Here is a 21,537-nt window from a genome sequence, read left to right as displayed (position 1 = left end):
GCGCTTTATGCAGGTACCCGTACGTCAGGGCCTGCCGCGCGTGCCCGGCGGGGCACCGTGGCCACCGGTCACCACTGCAGAGGTAGCGCAAGCGCCCCGCGCAGCGGCCGATGCCGAAACCGAGACGGTCGAAACCGCTGATGCCCCGGTAGCAGAACTCATCACTGTGCCGATTCGCCGCGGCCTGCCGCGCATTCCGGGCGGTGCCGCTTGGCCGGAGGCCGAAACCGCGCAGGTTCCGGCGCCGAAGCAGGCGGCAACAGACGACGCACCGGCGGAAGCAGTTGCTCAGGAGCCTGCCGCCGACCTAGTGACCGTGCCGCTGCGCCGCGGCCTGCCGCGCACCCCGGGCGGTAACCCTTGGCCCGAGGCGGAAACCGCACAGGTGCCCGCACCGAAGCAGGCGGCGCAAACCGCCGCACCGGAGGAGTCCGCGGCCGCAGACTCCGCCCCGGAGCCAACCGCGCCAGCGCAGCAGCCGACGCAGCCAAAACCAGCACCGCAGCAACCCGCGCCGCAGAAGCGGCAGGCGGCGGGCACGGCGGCGTCGAAAAGCAAGGCCCCTTGGCTGTGGGGCGCGGCACTCGTCGTGCTGGCCGCGATCGGCGTGCTCGCTGCGCGCTGGTTCGTCGGCACGGAGACGGGCGCGGACTTCATCACCCGCTACGACGGCCGCCAGCCGCTGCCGGACTCTGCGCCGGTGGGGCTGCCGTCGTGGCTGGCGTGGTCGCACTTCTTCAATATGTTCCTAATGGCCATGCTGGTCAAGACGGGGTTGACGCAGCGTCGAGAAGCAAAGCCCGCAGCGTACTGGGCTCCTCGCACCCGGCCGCGGGAGAAGATCTCCGTGAACCTGTGGCTCCACCTGGTCCTCGACCTGGCGTGGGTGGTGCTCGGCGTGATCTTCTACGTGCTGCTGTTTGCCACCGGCCAGTGGATGCGGATTGTGCCGACGAGCTGGGAGGTCTTCCCGCACGCTCTCTCGGCCGGCATCCAGTACTTGAGCCTGGATTGGCCGAGCGAGAACCCGTGGGTGTACTACAACGCGCTGCAGGAACTGTCGTACTTCCTCGTCGTGTTTGTCGCCTCGCCGCTCGCGATCATTTCCGGTGCACGGATGAGCCCGGTGTGGCCAAAGCGCTGGACTTTCCCGTCCATGCGCACCGCCCGCGCGCTGCACTTCCCCACCATGATCTTCTTCGTGGTGTTCCTGCTCATCCACATCGTGCTCGTGGCCACCACGGGTCTGCGCGGCAACCTCAACGCCATGTTCGCCGCAACCGACGACCCGACTGGCTGGACCGGTACCATCCTCTTTGTCGTCGCAGCGGCGATCATCGCCGGCGGCTGGGCGCTCGCCCGCCCCGTGCTCGTCGCGCCGCTCGCTGCCAAGACGGGCAATGTCACGCAGCGCTAAACCACTAAGGACCCCCCATGACCTCCGCAATCCCGCGCCTTCAGCTTAACGACGCCACGTCGATCCCCCAGCTCGGCTACGGCCTCCACCGCGTGGACCCGGCGCGCGCCGAGGAGCTCACGCTGGCCGCGCTCGAGGCGGGCTACCGTCACCTCGACACCGCGTTCATCTACGGCAACGAGGAGGGCGTGGGCCGCGCGCTCGCCGCTTCCGGCATCCCGCGCGACGAGCTGTATGTGACGACGAAGCTGTGGAACGACCGGCACCGCGACGCCGACGCCGCGCTCGCAGAGTCGCTCGAACGCTTAGGGCTCGACCACGTGGACCTGTATTTGATCCACTGGCCGGTGCCCTCGCAGGGCGCGTACGTGGACGCGTGGAAGTCGATGATCCAGCTGCGAGATGGGGGCCTGACCACCTCGATCGGGGTGTCGAACTTCTTGCCCTCCCACATCGATGACCTGGAGATGGCCACCGACGTCACGCCTGCGGTCAACCAGGTGGAGCTACACCCGCTGTTCCAGCGCTGGAAGGAGCTCGACGCAATGCGGGTGCACGGCGTGGCGATCGAGGGCTGGGCACCACTCGGCGGCGGCGAGCTGGACCTTGAGGACTACCCGGAGATCACCGACGCGGCTGAGGCGCACGGCAAAACGCCCGCGCAGGTCGTGCTGCGCTGGCACATTCAGAACAAGGTTATCGTCTTCCCCAAGACGACCTCGACTGCGCGGATGGCGGAGAACTTGGACATCTTCGATTTCGAGCTGTCGCCCGACGAGATGGCGGCGTTGATCTCGCTCGACGAGGAGGAGTTCGGCCGCATCGGCCCCCACCCCGCCGACTACGCAGACATCTAGAGTCCCAAGCGCTCGAGCTCTTCGCACAACGCGTCGATCTGCGCGGGCGTGTGCGTGGCCATGAGTGTGACGCGCAGGATCGCTTCGCCCCGCGGCACCGTGGGCCAGCGGATTGCTGGCACGATGAAGCCGCGCTCGGAAAACTGCGCGGCCGCCGCCATTGCGGCAGCCTCGTCCCCGACGTGCACCGGCACAATCGGCCCTGCACCGGCGGGGTCACCTACCTCGGTGCCGCGGCGCGCATGCCACCTAGCGATGTTCGCGTGCAACCGCTGCACCGGACCCGGGTCACACTCCAGGATCTCCACCGCCGCCGCGATCGCCGCACTCGTGCCGGGCGCGGGCGAGGTGGAGAAGACGAACGAGCGCGCCTGCTGCCGCAGCAGCTCAGCGACCGGCGCGCTGGTCGCTACGGCCGCGCCTTCCGCCCCGAGCGCCTTGCTGGCGGTGATCAGCTGGATGTCGGGGCGCACGCCGAAGTGCTCCGGTAGGCCGCGGCCGGTTGTGCCGATGGTGCCGATGGCGTGGGCGTCGTCAAGCATGCTCCATGCGCCGTGGCGCTGGCAGACTTCGAGCAGTTCTGGCAACGGCGCGCACACCCCGTCCATGGAAAACAGCCCGTCGGTGACCACGAGCGCGTGCTCGGTGGTGCGTTCGGCGAGCGCGGTTTCCACCGCCGCGATGTCGCGGTGCCTCACGACGCGCACCTCGGCACCACTGGCCTTGGCCAGGCGGCAGCCGTCGATGATGCTGGCGTGGTTCTTCGCGTCCGAGACGATGGTCAGCCCCGGCCCGCGGCAGGCGGCGGCGAGCGCCTGGAGGGTGGACACGTTGGCCTGGTAGCCGGTGGCGAAAAGCACTGCGTCCGCGTACCCGGTGAAGCGCGCGACCGCGGCTTCGGCGCGAAGGTGCAGGTCACTGGTACCGGTGGTCAGGCGCGACCCGCCGGAGCCCGCGCCGAACTGCTCGGTGGCGGCGACCGCGGCGGCCACCACGCGCGGGTCCTCGGCAAGCCCCAGGTAGTTCGAGGAGCTGAACAGGATCGCCTCGCGCGCGTCTGCCGCAGCGTTTGCGCGCAAGCGGGCGGTGGGCTCCTGCCCGCTCGCGAAGACGGCGGGGCTGCGCCACAGGCCGCGCTCGCGCCACGCATCCAGGTTCGCGGCGGCGACGCGGGCTAGCGAAGACGCATCGCTCATGCCAGTACCTCAGTCTGGATGAGCACCGGCTGGCGCTCCAGGTAGTCGATCAACGCCGGGATGTCGGCACCCTCGCGGACGAGGAAGGCGCGCGCCCCGGCTGGCGAACCTTTCGGCTTGATGTGCGGGATGCGCGTGTACGTGCCGCCGTGGGCAACATAGCCCGTGGTGTACTCGGGGTCGTCCGAGATACACAGCTCGGCGATCACGTCCGGGTGCGCGGCAACTTTGCTGCTCAGCACGAGCGCCTCGCGCGCGGCGTCCTTGCCGGTGGCGTGTACGTATTCGAGCGCGTCCATGTGACTGACCCGCACGCCGCGCTCGCAGTCCGGTTCCAGACGCGCGCCGGTGCCCGCGCACACGAGCATCGCGCCGCGCATGTCGCGAGCGGCAAACGTTTCGCGGATCAGCGCGTCCGCGTGCGGGGTCAGCGGCGCAAGCAACCCGTGGATCACAGCGCGCGCGGCGTCCGGATCCGGACACTCGGCGACGTCGACGCGCAGGGCATCGGCGTGCGTAATCGCAGCCGCGTCGAGCGCTTCCACGGTCAGGTGCGTCTGCGCCGCCTCGCCTTTGGGGTGGTCCAGCGCCCGCTGCGCGAGTTGCGCGCAGGTCTCGGCGACATGCTCAGCACCCACGATGCGCTCGGCACCGGAGATGTGTCGGCCCTGGGTGTTGGCGCGCATCCGCACCGAAAAGTAGGTCATGTGACTCAACCTACACTCCCAGTTGTACGGTGTTCAATAAAGTTCAATATCGCCACCAACAGCAACGAAAGGCCCTCATGACGCCCGAGACACTCGCGGCCATCGACACCGCGCACATCTGGCACCCCTACGCCGCGCCCGGCTCCGGCAACCTGTCCGTCGCCCGCACCCACGGCGTGTACCTCGAGCTCACCGACGGCCGCCTGCTTATCGACGCCATGTCGTCCTGGTGGGCCGCCGCCCACGGCCACGGACACCCCCGCCTAGTCCGCGCCGCCCACGAACAGATCGATAAAATGTCGCACGTCATGTTCGGCGGACTCACCCACGAACCCGCCGCGCGCCTGACCCAAAACCTGCTGGAGCTGACCAGCGGCGCGGCGGGCCCAAACTACAGCCGCGTCTTCCTCGCCGACTCCGGCTCCGTCTCGGTCGAGGTGGCCATCAAGATGGCACTGCAATACGCGCGCGGCACCGGGCATCCCGAACGCAACCGCCTGCTGACCTGGCGCTCCGGCTACCACGGCGATACCTTCGCGGCGATGAGCGTGTGCGACCCCGACGGCGGGATGCACTCAATGTGGCAGGGCGTGCTCGCCGAGCAGCACTTCGCCCCTGCCCCGCCAGTGCGCGGCGCAAGCAAGGAAGAGCGCGACGCCTACCTCGCCGAATTCGAGAAACTCATAACCGACGACGTCGCCGCCGTAGTCATCGAGCCGGTCGTCCAGGGTGCCGGCGGCATGCGCTTCCACGACGCCGAGCTGGTCCGCGGCGTACGCGAGCTGTGCACCACGCACGGCGTGCTTTTGCTTGCCGACGAAATCGCCACCGGCTTCGGCCGCACCGGGCAGCTGTTTACCACCCTGGACAACGGCGTCGTCCCCGACATCCTGTGTCTGGGCAAGGCGATCACCGGCGGGTTCATGACGCTCGCCGCCGTGCTCACCACCGACAAGGTCGCCGCCGGGATGGAGCCGGCCGCCATCATGCACGGCCCCACCTTCATGGGCAACCCGCTGGCCTGCGCCGTGGCAGCCGAAGCCACCGCCATCATCCAAGAGGGCGACTGGCGCGAGCAGACCCGCAACATCGAGGGCTGGCTCAACGCGGCACTCGCGCCCGCCCGCGAGATCCCGGGCGTTGCCGACGTCCGCGTCCTCGGCGCAATCGGCGTGGTGGAAATGGCCTTCGACGTGGACATGGCCGCCACCACCCAGGCCGCGGTGGACTTAGGCGTGTGGATCAGGCCGTTCGGGCGCAACATCTACACCATGCCGCCGTTTATCTGCACCGAAGACCAGACCCGCCAGATCGGGCACGCCGTCGTCGCCGCAGCACAAGCAGCAAGCAAGGAGCAGCAGCAATGATCATCGTCGTCACCGGTACAAACACGGATGTGGGCAAGACCATCGCCACCGCAGCCCTCGCCGCCGCCTGGCAGGATGCGGGTTTCAGCGTCCGCGTGGCCAAGCCGCTGCAGACCGGCGAGCCCGAAGGATTAGGCGACGCCAACACGGTCGCGCGACTGACCGGCGTGCGCACCCACGAGCTCGCACGCTTCCCCGAGCCGCTCGCACCGAACCTGTCTGCCCGGCGCGCCGGCATGCAGGTCCCGCCGCTGAAGGAAGTCTGCGAGTGGATCCGCGACCTCGACACAGAGCACGGCGTCACCCTCGTCGAAGGCGCGGGCGGACTACTCGTGCGCCTTGCAGATGAGTACACGGTCGCCGATATCGCTGCCGAGCTGCGCGCACCACTTGTCGTCGTCACCTCGCTGGAGCTCGGCAGCCTCAACGCCGCCGAGCTCACGGTCCGCGAGGCGCAGCGCCGCGGCGTGCGCGTCGCCGGGCTGATCGGCGGCAGCCTGCCCGCAGACCCAGATCTTGCTACGCAGCTCAACCTGGAAGAACTGCCCGTCGTCACCGGCGTTGAGTTGTGGGCCAACATCCCCGCCGGGGCCGGTGCCTTAAGCCAGGAGGAGTTCGCGGAGATGGCGCACGCGTTGGGCATTCCCACGCCGCCGCGCTGACGCGGCGGGAGCGTCCCAGTCTCAGAGCAAGGCAGCGCGGGCAAGAAAGTCGAACGCATTGCGCTGTTCGACATGTCCCGTATCTAGGTCGAGCCGGTCACCGGTAAGCAGGATGCAGCGCGCACCCGTCGGAAGCCCTTCAAAAGAAGAGAGCTCACGCTCCCTAACCTGCGAATCTAAGGCGGTGAGTGCAACCTGGATATAGAACGAGTCGTCGCCCCGACGCGCAAGAAAATCAATTTCGCCGCCGCGCCCGACGCCCGTACACACTTCGAAGCGCTGGCGTCGCAGCTCGAGGTACACCTGGTTTTCCAAGTCGTGCCCGGCGTTGGAGTCGCGTCTGCCAGTGAGTGCGTCGCGCAGCCCCGCGTCAACCCAGTAGTACTTCGGGTTGGATTTGAGCCACCCGCGGCCGCGGGTGTCGTAGCGGTGGCACGGATAGATGAGGTGTGCGTCCTCCATCAGCCGCAGGTACTTATCCACCGTGTCTGCACTGATTTTCGCGCCATTGGACTTCAGCGTGTTTGCGATCTTGTTGGCAGAAAGGGGTGAGCCGGCATTATCGAGGACGAACGCAGCAACGCGGAGAAACACCGCGGTATCGCGGACCTGCCCGCGAAGCGCGATGTCCCTGGTGAAGATCGAGTCGAAGAGATCCCTGTTGAGCTGGCGAGTAAGCTCCGGGCCGGATGCAAGCACGCTGCGCGCGAACCCGCCGGTGGTCATCCACCGCTGATACGACGCTTCCGTCGGCTCCTGCTCCGGGGTGGCGGTAAAGAGTCGGAACTCGGCTAAAGAGAGCGGGAAAACCTCGACGGTGACGTATCTGCCCGCCAAATAGGTGAGTCCCTCGCCGGAGAACATCGAGGCGTTCGAGCCGGTCGCGCAGATCTCCACGTCACCCGACGCACGCAGCGAATTGATCACGCGTGCCCACTGCTCAAGCTCTTGTACCTCGTCAACGTGAAGGTGGGTAACCCCATTGCTGACCGCTTCGCGCACGTAGTCGTGAAACACGGTCGCATCGCGAAGATGGTCGTTTGCCATGTCTTCGAAGTTGACGGTGAGAATGTGCGACGGATCCACTCCACCGGCAACCAGCTGTTCGCGGTACAGCTGCAGCAACGTGGATTTCCCGCTGCGCCGCACACCGGTGACCAGGCGGACGAGGTCATTGCCGGTGATCGCATTGAGCTCCGCCAAGTATTGCGGACGGGGAAAGGTATTCACGTTTTCCGATCATAATCGGAAAACTCCCAATCTTGTAGAAGTTTTCCGACTATAGTCGGAAAACTTTCCAATTCAGCGCAGTTTTCCGACCATACTCGTAACTCTCATGCGCGAAAAAGCCCGGGGACAACCCCGGGCTCAATCATGAAATCGCGAAAAGCCTTCCCTAGTTCCCCGGAACCTCCGGGGCCACGCCGGTCTCCTCGTACTTGGACAGGATGTCAATGCGGCGCTGGTGGCGCTCCTCCTCGCTCCACGGCTGGGCAACAAAGGCGTCGACGATTGCGAGCGCCTCTTCCTCGGTGTGCATACGGCCACCGATGCCGATGAGCTGGGCATTGTTGTGCTCGCGCGCCAGCTTCGCGGTCTCTACCGACCACGCAAGAGCGCAGCGTGCGCCCTTGACCTTGTTCGCGGCGATCTGCTCGCCGTTGCCGGACCCGCCCAACACGATGCCGAGCGAGCCGGGGTTCGCCACCACGGCTTCGGCGGCGGCGATGCAAAACGCGGGGTAGTCATCCGCGGCGTCGTACTCGTGGGCACCGCAGTCGATCACCTCGTGGCCCGCCTTTTCCAGGTGGGCCTTGATCTGGTTCTTCCGCTCGAAACCGGCGTGGTCTGCTCCTAGATAAATACGCATGCGCCTTAGCCTACCCGCGTACCTGGGGATCTTCGGTGCGGGAGCGCTTGAGTTCGAAGAAGTGGGGGTAGGAGGCGAGGGACACGGAGGCGTCGAAAAGCTTGCCTGCCTCCTCGCCAGTGGGAACCCGGGTGATCACGGGGCCGAAGAACGCGGTGTCCCCGAGCTTGACCACGGGCGTGCCGACCTCGTCGCCGACGTTGTCCATAGCCTGCTGGTGGTAAGCGCGCAGCTGCTCGTCCACGACTTCGGAGTTGGCCACATCCGCGAACTGCGGCGGCAGGTCGCACGCGTCGAGCGCGGCACCGATGATCTCGTCGTAGGCGCCGTAGCCCTCCTTACCGCCCTCGCCCTCGGTGTGGATCATCGTGCCCATCATGGTGTAGAGGGCGTCGATCTTCTCTGGGGCTTCCTCCTTGACCTTGGTAAACACGCGGGCCGGGCCCCAGTTGGCCTCCATTTTGCGCGCGTAGGCCTCCGGCAGGTCGCGGCCCTGGTTCAGCACGCTCAGCGACATGGGTACCCACTCGACCTCAATATCGCGGACCTTCTCTACCTCCTTGATCCAACGGGAGGTCAGCCAGCAAAACGGGCAGGACACGTCGAACCAAAATGTGACGGACTGAGCCATGGTGTTCTCCTTCACTCCTTTTAAAGCAGTTGCCCCCACAGTAGCGATTCTTGCGCGGCGAGTATGTTGGGGCCATGAAAACTAATCTCACTCGCGCCGACGCGCGCCACCGCGCCGGCCTGATTTCCAACGTCCACTACGACATCAACCTCGACGTCACCGGAGCCGAGCAGTTCCGCTCGCGGACCACGATCACCTTCGATTCCACTGCAGGCGAGACCTTCTTCGACCTGGTCGCCGACTCCTTTTCCGCCACGCTCGACGGCGCGCCGATCGAGGGCGCGAAGCTGGACTTGAGCGAGGGCACGCACACCGTCGTCGTCGACGCCACGATCACCTACAACCGCACCGGCGAGGGCCTGCACAAGTTCACCGACCCGGTCGATAACAAGGACTACCTGTACACCCAGTTCGAGCCCGCCATGGCCATGAAGGTCTTCGCCTGCTTCGACCAGCCGGACATCAAGGCCACCTACGACATCCACGTCACCGCCCCAGAGCACTACACGGTCGTTCTCAACGAGGCCGCCACCCGCGAGGGCAACACCTGGTCGGCGAAGGTGGACTATCCGCTCTCCACCTACCTCATCGCCGTCATCGCCGGCGAGTACGAGCACGTCACCGACACCTACTCCGACGCACACGGCGAGATCCCGCTCGGCCTCTACGCCCGCGCCTCGCTCATGGAGCATCTGGACGCCGAGCGCCTGTTCCGCCAGACGAAGGACGGCTTTGCCTACTACCACGAGAACTTCGGCGTGGCCTACCCCTTCGGCAAGTACGACCAGATCTTCTGCCCCGAGTACAACATGGGCGCGATGGAAAACGCGGGCGCGGTGACCTTCCGCGACGAGTACGTCTTTACCTCCGAGCCGACCCCCTACCGCCTCGAGCGTCGCAACGACACCATCCTGCACGAGATGGCGCACATGTGGTTCGGCGACCTGGTCACCATGGAGTGGTGGGACGACCTGTGGCTCAACGAGTCTTTCGCCACCTGGTCCGCCGCGATCGCGCAGACGGAGATCGGTGAGTACCCGAACGCCTGGACCACCTTCGCCGCCGTGGAAAAGGCCTGGGCCTACCAGCAGGATCAGCTGCCCACCACGCACCCGATCGCCGCCGATGCCCCGGATATTGAGACCGCGGAGCAGAACTTCGACGGCATCACCTACGCCAAGGGCGCCTCCGTGCTCAAGCAGCTGCAGGCCTACGTCGGCCGCGACGAGTTCTTCGCGGGCGTGCAGCAGCACTTCCGCAACCACGCGCACGCAAACGCCACCTTCGCCGACCTGCTCTCCGCGCTCGAGGAGTCCTCCGGCCGCGACCTGTCGAGCTGGTCCGAGCAGTGGCTGCGCACCACCGGCGTATCTATCCTGCGCCCAGACATCACCGCGGACAGCTTCGCCGTGGTCCAGGAGTCCGAGGTCATGCGCACCCACCGCGTCACCGTGGGCCTCTATTCGCTTGTCGACGGCAACGTGCAACGCACCCACCACGTCACCCTCGACGTCGACGGCGCACGCACCGAGGTGCCCGAGCTCGCTGGCGTCGCACACGACCTGGCCCTGGTCAACGACGAGGACCTCACCTACTGCAAGATGGGGCTGACCCCCGAACACCAGCGCTTCGCGCTCGAGCACCTGGGCGAAATCGCCGACCCGCTGGCGCGCACGCTGGTGTGGTCCTCCCTGTGGGAGTCGGTACGCGACGGTGCCCTCCCGGCCCGCGAGTTCGTCCGCCTAGTGGCCAAGCATGGCGCCGCCGAGGACCAGCCGAGTGTCCAGGAGCGCCTGCTCGCCCAGGCCACGCTGGCGGTCAAGCAGTACGTCGACCCGTCCTGGCAGGACGAGGGCTTCGCGCTGCTGAACGACGCCTTCCGCGGTGCCGAGCCCGCAGCGATCTTCGACCGGGCGCTGGCACGGCTGACCCCGAACGATGCAACGGTCGCCTACCTGAAGCAGCTGCTTGAGGCTTCGGAGAACCAAGAGGTGCGCTGGCTGGCGCTGACCAGCCTGATTGCCGCGGGCGAGGTGCCGCTTTCGGCCGCAGACGATGAGAAGGACACCTCCTCGGAGGGTGTGATCTCCCGCCTGCGCTGCCGCGCGACGGTAGAAAAGCAGTGGGCCTGGGACACGCTGGTTAACGAGGATCTGACCAACCTCGAGGCCCGCTACATCATGGACGGGCTCACCTTCAACGCACAGGGCACCGACGTCAACCTGGACTCGTTCACCGACGAGTACTTCCGCATCGCGCCCACCCTGTGGGATCGCCTGACCAACGAGATGGCGCAGCGCACCCTCGAGGGCATGTACCCCACCTGGGCCGTGACCGAGGAAGCGGTGCGCAAGGCCGACGCCCTGCTTCACGACGCCTCCGTGCCCGCAGGCCTCAAGCGCATCCTCGCGGAGGGACAGGACCGGGTCGCGCGCGCGGTACGCAACCGCGCCTGCGACGCGGCAGCCAACTAGTCGAAACGGGTGATCGCGCGCAGCTGCGCGACATCCGGTCGGATCACGATGCTGGAGTACGCCACGACCACGTCGCGCTCATAGAGCTTGCGGGTCACCCGCTGCAGCGGCGTGTTCGCGGCGAGCCCCAAGCGTTCACGCTCTTTTTCCGTGGCGACGCCGGGGGCGACCAGGTCCTCGCGCAGCGTCGTCGCCGCGGGGCGGGTCGCCGGAGTAAACGCCAGCCCGCTGGTCGCGTAGTGCGCTTCGCGCCCGGGGCGGACGTAGAGGACCTCGGAGAACGCGGGCACGTCGTCGGCGTAGTGGAGCCGGTCCTGCTTGAGTACTGCAAACGCAGGCTCATCGGTCTCGCTCTCCGCGTCAACGCCGAAGGCGGCTTTGACGGCTTGCGGGGCGTCGACGTTGGCGTCGAAAAGCAGCTCGGTGCGGATGCGCACCCCATGGGCTTCCAGCTGGGCGGCGAGCCCGACCGGGCCGTTGAGGTCGACGACCGGTGGCAGCGCGCGTACAAAGGTGCCGCCGCTGCGGCCGCGCTTGCGCTCGATGATTCCTTCCAGCTGGAGGATGTCGAGCGCGTGGCGCACTGTCATCCGCGCCACCCCAAACTGGTCAACAAGGACGCGCTCGGGCGGCAGCTTGTCGCCGGGTTCGAGCTCACGGGCTTCGATCCGGTTGCGCAATGATTCTGCAATACGCAGGTATGCCGGTTTCCTGGACATAGCTACCTTTCCGCTCGCGCGGCGCGACGTCATGCGTTCCTGCACCGTAGCTGCCAGGAACAATCCTTCCCCTCAGGCTAATAAACATGCAGCGGAAATTGGCCATTCTCACAGCTCAATTTGGGAAAAGCGCGCCAACGTTGGAAAAGGTCTACGCTCTAACTCTGCGCGCTCGCGGCGGTGAACCCGGAATGGTCCAGCATGCACACAGACACAGCACCGCCGCATAACTTCCCCCGTTTAGGGGTGAGGTGCACACTGCAAGCTATGCGCTCAAGTGAATAAATCAGCACCTCACCCGACGCCGCCTACAGCGCGGCGATCGCCTGCTCGAGATCCGCGATGAGGTCCTCGACATCCTCGATGCCCACCGAGATCCGCACCAGCTCGCGCGGGACCTCCAGCTCCGAGCCGTTGACCGCCAGATGCGTCATCGTCGCCGGGTGCTCGAGCAGGCTCTCCACCCCGCCGAGCGACTCCGCCAGGCAGAACAGTTTGGTCGACAGGCAGAACTTCTGCGCCTGCTCCTCGGTTTGGAATTCGACGGAAACCATGCCGCCAAAGCGCGTCATCTGACGCTTCGCCACCTCGTGGCTGGGGTGAGTTTCAAGTCCCGGGTAGTGGACCTTGGCCACGCAGTCCTGGCCTTCGAGGTACTCGGCGACCGCCTCCGCGTTGTCGCAGTGGCGATCCATGCGCACGGCGAGCGTCTTCAGGCCGCGGCCAGTGAGGTAGGTGTCAAACGGCGAGGGAATCGCGCCGACCCAGCCGAAGAAGAAGCGCAGGTCTTCCTCCAGCTTCGCGTCGCGGCCACAGACAATGCCGCCGACCACGTCGGAGTGGCCGCCAATGTACTTCGTAGTCGAGTGCAGCACCACGTCCGCGCCCAGCTCGAAGGGCTTCTGCAGGTAGGGGGAGGCAAAGGTGTTGTCCACCACCAGCGTCGCCTCGCCCTTGACCTTGGAGATCGCGGTGATGTCGGCGATGTCCAGCAGCGGGTTCGTTGGCGTTTCCACCCACACCACCTTGGTATTCGGTTGAATCGCCGCGGCGATCTCCTCGGTATTGGTGATGTCGACCACCGTGTTCTCCACGCCCCACAGGCTAAAGACCTGCTGGATCAAGCGGTAGGTGCCGCCGTAGGCGTCGTTGCCAATGACGATGTGGTCCCCCGGCTTGAGCAGGATACGCAGCAGCGAGTCGATCGCAGCCATGCCCGAGGCGAACGCCACGCCGTAGTCCGCACCCTCGAGCGCCGCGACTGTTTTCTCCAGCGCAGTCACGGTTGGGTTGCCCACACGCGTGTACTCGTAGCCGCCGCGCAGCTTGGCCAACCCGTCCTGGGCGAAGGTGGTCGAGGCGTAAATCGGGGTGTTGATCGGGCCGTACAGACTGTCCGGTTCATAGCCGGCATGGATGGAATCTGTGGAAAAACCAGAGGTCATCGCGTTGCCTTTCGTTGCTTCGTAGTGGGGGTATCGCCCTCAGTAGAAGGAGCTTTCCCCGCAGTGTAGACCAAGCGGTTCAGCTAGTCCGGTTCCCGCGGTATTTATATGCACGCGCCCTCCGGCCCCACCGCGGTCACACCTTGCGCACAGCTCGCATGTCTACACTCGCTCTCGATGCATTATTCAACAACTTCTCCCGTACAGATCTTGTCCGCCGCGCCCGAGGGCACCGAAGAACGCGTGACCGAGGCCGTCTCCGGCCTCAGCGCGTGGTGGAATGACCCAGATACCCAACAGAATTTTGTCACCCGCCCGTTCTGGATCCTGGTCATCATCCTGGTGGCCTGCCTCGCGCAGTGGGGCACCCACCGGCTCATCCGCCGCGCGACAAAGAAGGCCATCGCCAAGCCCAATAGCAACGGCCGCTTCCGCCGCGGCGCGGGACCAGACGACTCCCCGCAGGCGCGCTCCCAGGAGCAGCGCCGCATCGCGCGCTTTAAGACACTGTCGAACGTGGGTCGCTCGCTTGCCGCCATCGTGATCTGGGTGTGGGCCATCATGGCCATCCTGGATCAGTTGGGCATCAACGTCGCGCCCTTGGTCGCCTCCGCCGGTATCGTCGGCGTCGCCCTCGGTTTTGGCGCGCAGTCGCTGGTCAAGGACTTCCTGTCCGGCATGTTCATCCTGCTGGAGAACCAGTACGGCGTCGGCGATGTGATCGCTGTCAACGACGTCGAGGGCACCGTCGAGGACATGACCATGCGGATCACCACGCTGCGCGACATCGACGGCACCCTCTGGTACATCCGCAACGGCGACATCGAGCAGGTGGGCAACAACTCGGACCGCTACTCCGTTGCCCGCATGGAGGTGCCCGTCTCGCTGTTCGCCGACCCTTCCAAGGCTGCCAACGTGATCATCACCGCTGCCCGCGCCGCCGCGAAGGACGAGCACGTCCGCCGCGACATCATCAGCGAGCCCGAGCTCCTCGGCGTGTCCAACTTCAGCACCGACCACCTCACCTACCGTGTGACTGTGGACACGATGCCGGGTGCCCAGTGGGGCGTGAGCCGCTTCATGTACGAGCAAATCCTCGAAGCCATGCAGGAAGCCGACGTCCGCCTGCCCGGCTCCGAACCGATGCTGATGCGCAATGACCCGCGCGAAAAGATCACCGAAAGGGGCCCTTCCCATGACAAGTAATCCTCCCAGCCAGGAGCAATCGCTTTTCGACGCCCTGGGGCAGGACTTCTTCGACCGCCTCGTCGAAGGCTTCTACTCCCAGGTCAAAAACGATGACCTCATCGGGCCGATGTACCCGGACGACGATTGGGAGGGGGCCCAAAACCGGCTGCGCTGGTTCCTCGTCCAGTACTGGGGCGGACCACGCACGTATCAGGAGGAACGCGGTAACCCGATGCTGCGCCGCCGCCACTTCCCCTTCGCCATCGGCGAGCCGGAAGCGGATCGCTGGCTCAGCCTCATGGAGCGCTCACTCGACCAGTTCAGCGCCGAGGAGCTGCCGGAGGCCTACCGATTCGCCCTGTGGAACCACATGCAGCGCGTCGCCTACATGATGATCAACCAGGGGCCGCGCTCGTACTAAACGAACAGCCCCAGGCCCGCTGCGTGGTAGACGCTGCCAAAAGGCGCGTCCATGCGTACCCACCGGCCGGCGGTGGCGATCCGGAGGTGCCGCGGGACGTCGATAGGCGCGGCAAAGCCCGGGATCAATCCGAGCGCGGTGCACGAAAAGATCATGCGCATGGGCACCTCGACTGGTTGCGCCGACTCTGCGTCCACGGTGAGCACGGTTGAATCCAAAAGCGACTTCGGTGGGCCGAGCGGACCGGAGAATTGGCGGGCAAGCTCGCGGCCCTTGTCGGCGAGCTGGCGCGCGACGGATACCGGCACCTCATCGCGGGCGATGAAGCCACCCTTCGGCGGCAGCGCGCCCGGCCAGTTGGCGTCGCGCGCAGTACCGATCTCTTCACGGCCCGCCTGCAGCGCCGCGAGCAGGTCGCTTGCCGCCACCACTGCCCCGTCGCGCGAGGCCTCGCCTGCAACGCGGCGGGCGGCGAGGCAGTCGAAGGGGGTCGTGACGAACACGTCAACGGACGGGTCCTCGCCCTCCTGGGGTGTCCGCGTCTGGAAGCGCGCGGACGCCGTGGCATCCAACCCGGTAGCCCGCCCGACAAGGGCGGTCAGGCCCGGCGCGCCGTCAGTCACTCGAAGCGACTCCATCTACGTTCCTGCTACTCCCCGTCCGCTTCCTCGATGCTGGAGGCCACGCGGGTAAGAATACCGATCTCCTTCTGCGTGATCTGACGCGGTGCAGTCGTCGTCGTATCCACGGTGACCTGCACGGTTTCCACGACACAGCAGATCTTGCCCTGCGCGTCCTTGATCTCCTGGCGGGTGGTAAACGAGGTGTTGCCCAGGCGGACGACCTCGGTTTCTACCCGCAGCTCGGTGGTATTCGGCAGCACCGGGCGGATGTAGTCCGCGTCCACGCGGCGAACGAAGACGACGAACTCGTGGCCCTGCGCCTCAAAGAACTTCTGCGCAAACGCCAGGCGCGCTTCTTGCGCGATCTCGATGTAAGCCGAGTTAGTCACATGCCCGTAGCGGTCGAAGTCGCCCCAACGCAGCGGGACGGTATGGACGTGCGGGGCCTGCCCAGCGCCTTCTGCCTGGGATTGCGCCTTGCGCTCTTCTTGTTCAGCCATGGTCTCCGCTCCTTGCTCAGTGATTCGCAGTGGTGTGCACCTGCACCCGAGTCTTCCGGGTGCCATACTGCCGACATGCTACCGCAGAACCAACGCCCCGCCACGGGCCCGGCACTTGCTCTAAGTGCGGTGGGCCGGCAGCGGGGCGTCGACAAGCGGGCGCGGCTTAGCGGGTGAGCTTGCGGTGAGTGACGCGCGAGGGCTTCGCAGCCTCCTCGCCGAGGCGCTCGACCTTGTTCTTCTCGTAGTCGCCGAAGTTGCCCTCGAACCAGTACCACTTGCCTTCCTCAACGTTGCCCTCCCAGGCGAGGATGTGGGTACAGGTGCGGTCCAGGAACCAGCGGTCGTGCGAGATGACCACGGCGCAACCCGGGAAGGACTGCAGCGCGTTTTCCAGCGAGCCGAGCGTTTCGACGTCCAGGTCGTTGGTCGGCTCATCGAGCAGGATCAGGTTGCCGCCCTGCTTCAGCGTCAGCGCCAGGTTGAGGCGGTTGCGCTCACCGCCGGAAAGCACCTTCGACGGCTTCTGCTGGTCCGCGCCCTTAAAACCGAACGCAGACAGGTAGGCGCGCGAAGGCATCTCGTTCTGGCCGACGTGAATGTAATCCAGCCCGTCCGAGACGACCTCCCAGACCGTCTTCTCCGGATCGATGTTTTCGCGGCCCTGGTCAACGTAGGACAGCTTCACCGTGTCACCGACGACGACGGAACCAGCGTCCGGCTCCTCCAGGCCCACGATCGTCTTGAACAGGGTGGACTTACCCACACCGTTCGGACCAATGACGCCGACGATGCCGTTGCGCGGCAGCGTGAAAGAAAGGTCCTTAATCAGGATGCGGTCGTCGAAGCCCTTATCCAGATGCTCGACCTCCACGACCTTGTTGCCCAGGCGCGGCGGGGTCGGAATCTGGATCTCCTCGAAGTCCAGCTTCTTGTACTGCTCCGCCTCGGCGGCCATCTCCTCGTAACGCTCGAGACGCGCCTTGTTCTTCGCCTGACGTGCCTTCGGCGAGGAGCGGACCCAGTCCAGCTCCTTCTTCAGACGCTTCTGCAGCTTCTGGTCCTTCTTACCCGCAACCTCGAGACGCTCCGCCTTCTTCTCCAGGTAGGTGGAGTAGTTGCCCTCGTAAGGGTAGAGCTGACCACGGTCAACCTCGCAGATCCACTCGGCAACGTTGTCCAGGAAGTAACGGTCGTGGGTAATGGCCAGCACGGCACCAGGGTAGTTCTGCAGGTGCTTCTCCAGCCAGAGGACACTCTCGGCGTCGAGGTGGTTCGTCGGCTCGTCGAGCAGCAGCAGGTCCGGCTCGGACAGCAACAGCTTCGCCAGCGCAACGCGGCGACGCTCGCCACCGGAGAGGTTGGTCACCGGTGAATCCGACGGCGGGCAGCGCAGCGCCTCCATCGCCTGCTCGATCTTGGAGTCGACCTCCCAGGCGTCGGCGGCGTCGAGCTCCTCCTGGAGCTTGCCCATCTCCTCCATCAGCTCGTCGGAGTAGTTGGTGGCCATCTCCTCGGCGATCTGCTCGAAGCGAGCCTTCTTCTCAAAGATGTCGCCGAGGCCCTCCTCGACGTTCTCACGCACCGTCTTCTCCTCATTCAGCGGCGGCTCCTGCAGCAAGATGCCCACCGAAGCGCCGGGCTGGAGGAAAGCCTCGCCGTTGTTCGGCTGGTCAATGCCAGCCATGATCTTGAGCAACGACGACTTACCCGCGCCGTTGGGCCCCACGACACCAATCTTGGCGCCGGGGTAGAAGGCCATGGTGACATTGTCCAAAATGACCTTGTCACCGATGGCCCTGCGAACGTTTTTCATCGTGTAGATGAACTCAGCCACGTGAAGTCCCCTCTTGTGAAATTGACTGTGAGATATGCGCAAATGCTTTCCACAGACTACATCATTTCGGCGACTGCACATGGCCCGCCGTGGGTACTAAAAGGGCGGCGTGTCCGCCTCTCCCTTCCCAGCCGCTGCCTTTTCACTGCCAGCGGCTGCGCCCACCTTCTCTCGCTCCTTCGCCTTGCCCACCTGCTCGAGGGCGTCTTCCGCACTGACCCGGTGCTCATCTCCTCCCCCGCCAACGAGGTCCCACTTCGACTTCGGTTCCACCGGCTTCTGCCCCTGCAGCGTGTTGCCGCTCGGCACAGAGCGCACACTGCTGACCTGGTAATGCGAGAGCTCAAAGGAGACCTGGTGTGCCTTCAACACGATCTTGGAGCGCATCTCCTTTTCCTTCTCCGGGTGGGGAGAATCCACCTCCCACGTCTCGGTAACAAGTTTGCCGCAGACGGAAACCGGGAAGCCCTTCTTCAGCGAGGCGGCGACGTTGACGGCGAGCTGGCCCCAGCACTCGACGTCGATATACAGCTGGTCGGTGTCTTCCCAGACCTGGTTGGCGTTCGCGCCCTGCGCGCCGTCGGTATCGCCCTTTTGGGTGACGAGCCTGCGGCGCGAGGCGGCAAGCCGGAATTTGGTAAGTGAAGCATCCGAGTTCTCAAAGGTGCGGAACACCGGATCATCAATAAGGTTGCCGTGCAGGTGAGTGTGCAGGTGGCTCATGGTTCAACATCCTTTTCTTCATGCAGATTCTGTCGTGTGTTAGTGCGGGGCGGAAACGAACTAACCAAAACTACCGCCCGGAACACAGATTACACGAATCTAAAGAAAAGGGAAGGGGTAGCGCGAAATATTCGTATTTTCGCAGCTACCTGCCGTTGTATTGCGCCAGCATTTCGTTATACCTGCGCCATTCCTCGTCATCCGTTTCTTCTTCACGCCTGTCAGATTCGACTGCTTCGCGCTTATCCTCCGACAGCCAGGCTCGGAACAGCTCCGCAAAAACGATCACGAGCGGGAAGGAACCGGACGCCCAGCCGATACCGCCGCCGACCTTCTGGTCTTGCAGCAGGTCCGGCTCCCACGGCAACAGGAGCGAACGATAGAAGTCCTCCGCCAACACGAAGTTCAGCTGCATGAGGTAGACACCCATGAACAGGTGGACCGGCATGGACACCCACAGCCAGGCCAGCCGCACCTTCGCCGAGGCGCGCCCAGGGATCTCGTCAATGCCAATCAGCTCCCAGAAGTAGAAGTACCCCGAGACCAAGAACACCACATTCATCAAGACGTGGCCTGCGTGCTCTGAAATCATCAGCGCGTACAGCGAGGGGAAGACGTACATGACGTAGAACAGCACCAGAAACTGCACCACCGACACCGGCGGGTAGGTCACGATCTGCAGGAACCTCGAGCGTTGGAAGCTCTCCGCCCACAGGCGCGGGTTGAACTCGCCGGCCGGGTAGGCCTCGCGAACCAGCGTGAGCGGCGCGCCCAGCACCAGGAAGACGGGCACGCCCATCGACAGGATCATGTGGACGGTCATGTGCGTCGAGTAGGCAGCCGGCATGTACATCCCCAGCCCCGAGCTCATGGTCACCGCGAGCATGGCGCATCCCGCCAGCCACCACGCCGTCCGGACGTGGTTCCACCCGTCGACGCGGCGCAGCAGGTGCAGGTAATACACGGCAAGCCAGATCGCGATCACGCTGTAGAGCAGCTCCGGGCGCCAAAAGGTCAGCCAATTCGTCCAGGTCAGCGGCTCATACAGGTTGTAGCCCAGCTTGATCTGCATCGGCGTGAGGTTCGGGTCCAGCGGCGGCGGAGGCGGCGTACGACCCAGCGTGACGGAAAGTCCCGCGATCGCGGCCATCACGGCAACCTCGACCGCAGCGAAGCGGGTAAACGCACCCGGGCGCTGTTCCAGCTGCGGCAGCGTGATCTGGCGGTGCGCCAACCCCATCAGGCCCAGCACGAGGATGCCACCGAACTTAATCAGGATCACCCAGCCATAGGCGTAGTCCAGCATGTCCGACAGGCGCACTCGGATCAGCGCATTGACCACGCCGGACACGAGCATAACCACGAGCGCGGCAAAGGCGATCATGGAGTAGCGGCGCGCGGCCATCTCCAGGTTGGGGCCGAGCCTGCGCCCGTGCGCGACTAACGCCATCAGCCCGCCGATCCACAGCAGCATGAACACCAGGTGCCAAATCAGGGAGTTCGTACCGAAGTCGTGGTTACCGCCAGAAGCAGAGTGCCCGGTCAGGGCCAGCGGCATGATGGTGCAGATCGCACCAAAAAATAGCGCAACCTGCGAGAACCAGCTGCGGGCGAAAAGTGCTCCCCCGCCGACCACCGCCGAAAACGCTGCGGTAATCAGCCAGACCTTCGCCTCGGCCACCTGCTCCAGCGCGACCGACCACGCGCTGAGTTGGAAGAAGACGTCTGCGAGTGGTTGGCCGGAGACGTCGGAAAGCACCAGCGGGATCATCACCAGCGAAATCAGCGCCATCGCCAGCTGCGCCCAGCCGCCGGTACGCGACGCGATCACGCCATCGACGGTCAAACGTGCCCCGTTGAGATCCGCGTGTTCACCCTCGGGCATTCTCGGCGGGATCAACCACGCCGACAGCATGAACGAGCCAGTGGACAACGCCGCAAGCAGCCAGACCACCCCGCGCAACGCAGGCAGCCCGGCGGTCGTGAGCGCGCCTGGATCCGGGATACCCAGCGCGGCAAGGGACGCGCCCGAGAAGGACTGCGCCACCGCCCCGGCGATCAACGCGGCGAGAAGAAATGCCACGACATACACGGGCCAGGACGACCGGACGGCTCGCTTGCGAACTCCCACTTCAGACATGCCCCCCACCCCACTTTCGATTGATTGGGGTGCCTAACTGGCCATGCGCTACAATGAGCGGGCCGCAAAGCACATACACGGCTGACGCGGCATGCCCCCATAGCTCAGTGGATTAGAGCATCCGGTTTCTACCCGGCTGGTCGCGGGTTCGAATCCTGCTGGGGGCGCTTATTTCGCTTAAGGCCGCCTAAGAACTGTTTCTCCGCTTTCGCCGCAACATGTCGATCGCCACGGCAGACCCCAGGATCGCGGCGTGCTGACGCTCGTCGAGCCCGGGCGCAAAAGAGATGCGGTACGTGGTCTTGCCCATCATCATCCGGCCCATCCCTGAGTACTCGGCGGTGATGCGGGCGATTTCGCGGCCCATGCTGGTCAGCGTGAAGTCGAAGGCCATGATCTTGCCATCGACTTCCACCTCGGGAAAGCCCGCGATCTCCAAGTTAAGTTTGGTGCGCAGCCAGGCGAAACGGGTGCGCAGGGTGGCCAGCAGCATGTCGGGGTTGGCAAGCCGGACCTCGTAGGAATCGTGGATCAGGTTCACCGGGTCAGTCACCCCGAGCACGAGGTTACCCTCGGCATCGCGCACCTCGGTACCGCGAGAGCTGGAAAAGAGGTCACTGAGTTTGAGGGTTTGCCGCGCGGTGCCGACAAGCGCGCCTGCAGCGTCAGTGATCTCAAACTCGTCCGTACCTAGCGCCTTGGTTTGGCTGAAGATGAGTTCGTCGCGGTCAAGCATGGCTCAATACTACCGCGACAACAC

At 65.2% G+C, this 21,537-nt stretch carries 20 protein-coding genes and 1 tRNA gene; 8 read left to right on the top strand and 13 right to left on the bottom strand.

The annotated features are described in order from the left end of the window. Window positions 1–7 precede the first annotated feature (7 nt). Both HMPREF2550_RS05945 and HMPREF2550_RS05940 read left to right on the top strand, forming a co-directional pair. Entirely contained in the window at window positions 8–1,417 is a 1,410-nt protein-coding gene (locus HMPREF2550_RS05945) for a cytochrome b/b6 domain-containing protein (RefSeq protein WP_083319803.1), read from the top strand. Between the two features lie 17 nt (window positions 1,418–1,434). After that, window positions 1,435–2,274 (top strand): aldo/keto reductase, encoded by an 840-nt coding sequence (locus HMPREF2550_RS05940; protein WP_070790314.1) that lies wholly within the window; start codon window positions 1,435–1,437, stop codon window positions 2,272–2,274. On the opposite strand, the gene HMPREF2550_RS05935 is transcribed toward HMPREF2550_RS05940, so the two are convergent. Together HMPREF2550_RS05935 and HMPREF2550_RS05930 are read right to left on the bottom strand one after the other, a co-directional pair. Continuing rightward, entirely contained in the window at window positions 2,271–3,470 is a 1,200-nt protein-coding gene (locus HMPREF2550_RS05935; RefSeq protein WP_070790313.1) for an aminotransferase class I/II-fold pyridoxal phosphate-dependent enzyme, read from the bottom strand. The genes HMPREF2550_RS05940 and HMPREF2550_RS05935 overlap by 4 nt on opposite strands. Beyond that, window positions 3,467–4,177, bottom strand: coding sequence for a 6-carboxyhexanoate--CoA ligase (locus tag HMPREF2550_RS05930; protein ID WP_070790312.1), 711 nt, complete (start codon window positions 4,175–4,177; stop codon window positions 3,467–3,469). The genes HMPREF2550_RS05935 and HMPREF2550_RS05930 overlap by 4 nt, the downstream gene beginning before the upstream one ends. A 77-nt stretch (window positions 4,178–4,254) precedes the next feature. On the opposite strand from HMPREF2550_RS05930, the gene HMPREF2550_RS05925 reads away from it, so the two are divergent. Further along, a complete protein-coding gene (locus tag HMPREF2550_RS05925; protein ID WP_070790311.1) occupies window positions 4,255–5,544 on the top strand; it encodes an adenosylmethionine--8-amino-7-oxononanoate transaminase in 1,290 nt (429 codons plus the stop codon). Continuing rightward, a complete protein-coding gene (gene bioD / locus HMPREF2550_RS05920; RefSeq protein ID WP_070790310.1) occupies window positions 5,541–6,206 on the top strand; it encodes a dethiobiotin synthase in 666 nt (221 codons plus the stop codon). Before HMPREF2550_RS05925 ends, bioD begins: the two co-directional genes overlap by 4 nt. 21 nt (window positions 6,207–6,227) lie before the next feature. Here bioD and HMPREF2550_RS05915 read toward each other — a convergent pair whose 3' ends face one another. The 3 genes from HMPREF2550_RS05915 to HMPREF2550_RS05905 all read right to left on the bottom strand — a co-directional run bounded on the left by HMPREF2550_RS05915 (window position 6,228) and on the right by HMPREF2550_RS05905 (window position 8,707). Continuing rightward, entirely contained in the window at window positions 6,228–7,436 is a 1,209-nt protein-coding gene (locus HMPREF2550_RS05915) for an ATP-binding protein (RefSeq protein WP_070790309.1), read from the bottom strand. A gap of 166 nt (window positions 7,437–7,602) precedes the next feature. Beyond that, window positions 7,603–8,076, bottom strand: coding sequence for a ribose-5-phosphate isomerase (locus HMPREF2550_RS05910; RefSeq protein WP_070762132.1), 474 nt, complete (start codon window positions 8,074–8,076; stop codon window positions 7,603–7,605). Between the two features lie 10 nt (window positions 8,077–8,086). Further along, a complete protein-coding gene (locus HMPREF2550_RS05905; protein ID WP_070790308.1) occupies window positions 8,087–8,707 on the bottom strand; it encodes a DsbA family protein in 621 nt (206 codons plus the stop codon). A gap of 74 nt (window positions 8,708–8,781) precedes the next feature. Between HMPREF2550_RS05905 and pepN the strand changes: the two genes are divergently transcribed. Then, window positions 8,782–11,181: an aminopeptidase N gene (gene pepN, locus HMPREF2550_RS05900; protein ID WP_070790307.1), complete on the top strand. Its 2,400-nt coding sequence runs from the start codon at window positions 8,782–8,784 to the stop codon at window positions 11,179–11,181. Here pepN and HMPREF2550_RS05895 read toward each other — a convergent pair. Both HMPREF2550_RS05895 and HMPREF2550_RS05890 read right to left on the bottom strand, forming a co-directional pair. After that, window positions 11,178–11,900 carry a GntR family transcriptional regulator gene (locus tag HMPREF2550_RS05895; protein WP_070790306.1) on the bottom strand — a complete coding sequence of 241 codons (723 nt, stop codon included), beginning with the start codon at window positions 11,898–11,900 and terminating at the stop codon, window positions 11,178–11,180. The genes pepN and HMPREF2550_RS05895 overlap by 4 nt on opposite strands. 308 nt (window positions 11,901–12,208) lie before the next feature. Beyond that, window positions 12,209–13,345 carry a cystathionine gamma-synthase gene (locus HMPREF2550_RS05890; protein ID WP_070790305.1) on the bottom strand — a complete coding sequence of 379 codons (1,137 nt, stop codon included), beginning with the start codon at window positions 13,343–13,345 and terminating at the stop codon, window positions 12,209–12,211. Between the two features lie 177 nt (window positions 13,346–13,522). Here HMPREF2550_RS05890 and HMPREF2550_RS05885 point away from each other — a divergent pair, with 177 nt between their 5' ends. Both HMPREF2550_RS05885 and HMPREF2550_RS05880 read left to right on the top strand, forming a co-directional pair. After that, window positions 13,523–14,551: a mechanosensitive ion channel family protein gene (locus tag HMPREF2550_RS05885; RefSeq protein ID WP_083319801.1), complete on the top strand. Its 1,029-nt coding sequence runs from the start codon at window positions 13,523–13,525 to the stop codon at window positions 14,549–14,551. Beyond that, a complete protein-coding gene (locus HMPREF2550_RS05880; protein WP_070790303.1) occupies window positions 14,541–14,954 on the top strand; it encodes a globin in 414 nt (137 codons plus the stop codon). The genes HMPREF2550_RS05885 and HMPREF2550_RS05880 overlap by 11 nt, the downstream gene beginning before the upstream one ends. Here the strand turns inward: HMPREF2550_RS05880 and HMPREF2550_RS05875 are convergent. The 5 genes from HMPREF2550_RS05875 to HMPREF2550_RS05855 form a co-directional block, all read right to left on the bottom strand. Then, complete coding sequence (locus tag HMPREF2550_RS05875) at window positions 14,951–15,592, bottom strand: DUF8185 domain-containing protein (protein ID WP_070790302.1); 642 nt, start codon at window positions 15,590–15,592, stop codon at window positions 14,951–14,953. The genes HMPREF2550_RS05880 and HMPREF2550_RS05875 overlap by 4 nt on opposite strands. Window positions 15,593–15,603: 11 nt before the next feature. Further along, on the bottom strand, window positions 15,604–16,077 hold the full coding sequence (locus tag HMPREF2550_RS05870) for an acyl-CoA thioesterase (protein WP_070762124.1): 474 nt from the start codon (window positions 16,075–16,077) through the stop codon (window positions 15,604–15,606). Between the two features lie 166 nt (window positions 16,078–16,243). Continuing rightward, window positions 16,244–17,914 carry an energy-dependent translational throttle protein EttA gene (ettA, locus tag HMPREF2550_RS05865; protein ID WP_070790301.1) on the bottom strand — a complete coding sequence of 557 codons (1,671 nt, stop codon included), beginning with the start codon at window positions 17,912–17,914 and terminating at the stop codon, window positions 16,244–16,246. Window positions 17,915–18,010: 96 nt separating this feature from the next. Then, entirely contained in the window at window positions 18,011–18,637 is a 627-nt protein-coding gene (locus HMPREF2550_RS05860; RefSeq protein WP_070790300.1) for a single-stranded DNA-binding protein, read from the bottom strand. A gap of 145 nt (window positions 18,638–18,782) precedes the next feature. After that, the gene (locus tag HMPREF2550_RS05855; protein WP_070790299.1) at window positions 18,783–20,777 is read right to left on the bottom strand and encodes a bifunctional copper resistance protein CopD/cytochrome c oxidase assembly protein; all 1,995 of its coding nucleotides are present in this window, start codon (window positions 20,775–20,777) and stop codon (window positions 18,783–18,785) included. 93 nt (window positions 20,778–20,870) lie between these two features. Between HMPREF2550_RS05855 and HMPREF2550_RS05850 the strand changes: the two genes are divergently transcribed. After that, a tRNA-Arg gene (locus tag HMPREF2550_RS05850) sits at window positions 20,871–20,944 on the top strand. A 20-nt stretch (window positions 20,945–20,964) separates the two neighbouring features. Here HMPREF2550_RS05850 and HMPREF2550_RS05845 read toward each other — a convergent pair. Next, on the bottom strand, window positions 20,965–21,513 hold the full coding sequence (locus HMPREF2550_RS05845; RefSeq protein WP_070790298.1) for an LURP-one-related/scramblase family protein: 549 nt from the start codon (window positions 21,511–21,513) through the stop codon (window positions 20,965–20,967). Window positions 21,514–21,537 lie beyond the last annotated feature (24 nt).

This window comes from Corynebacterium sp. HMSC074A01 (genome assembly GCF_001831515.1).
In the GTDB taxonomy this organism is placed as follows: domain Bacteria; phylum Actinomycetota; class Actinomycetes; order Mycobacteriales; family Mycobacteriaceae; genus Corynebacterium.
The sequence above is the reverse complement of the archived record's forward strand: the minus strand, read 5'-3'. Positions and strand labels throughout refer to the sequence as shown.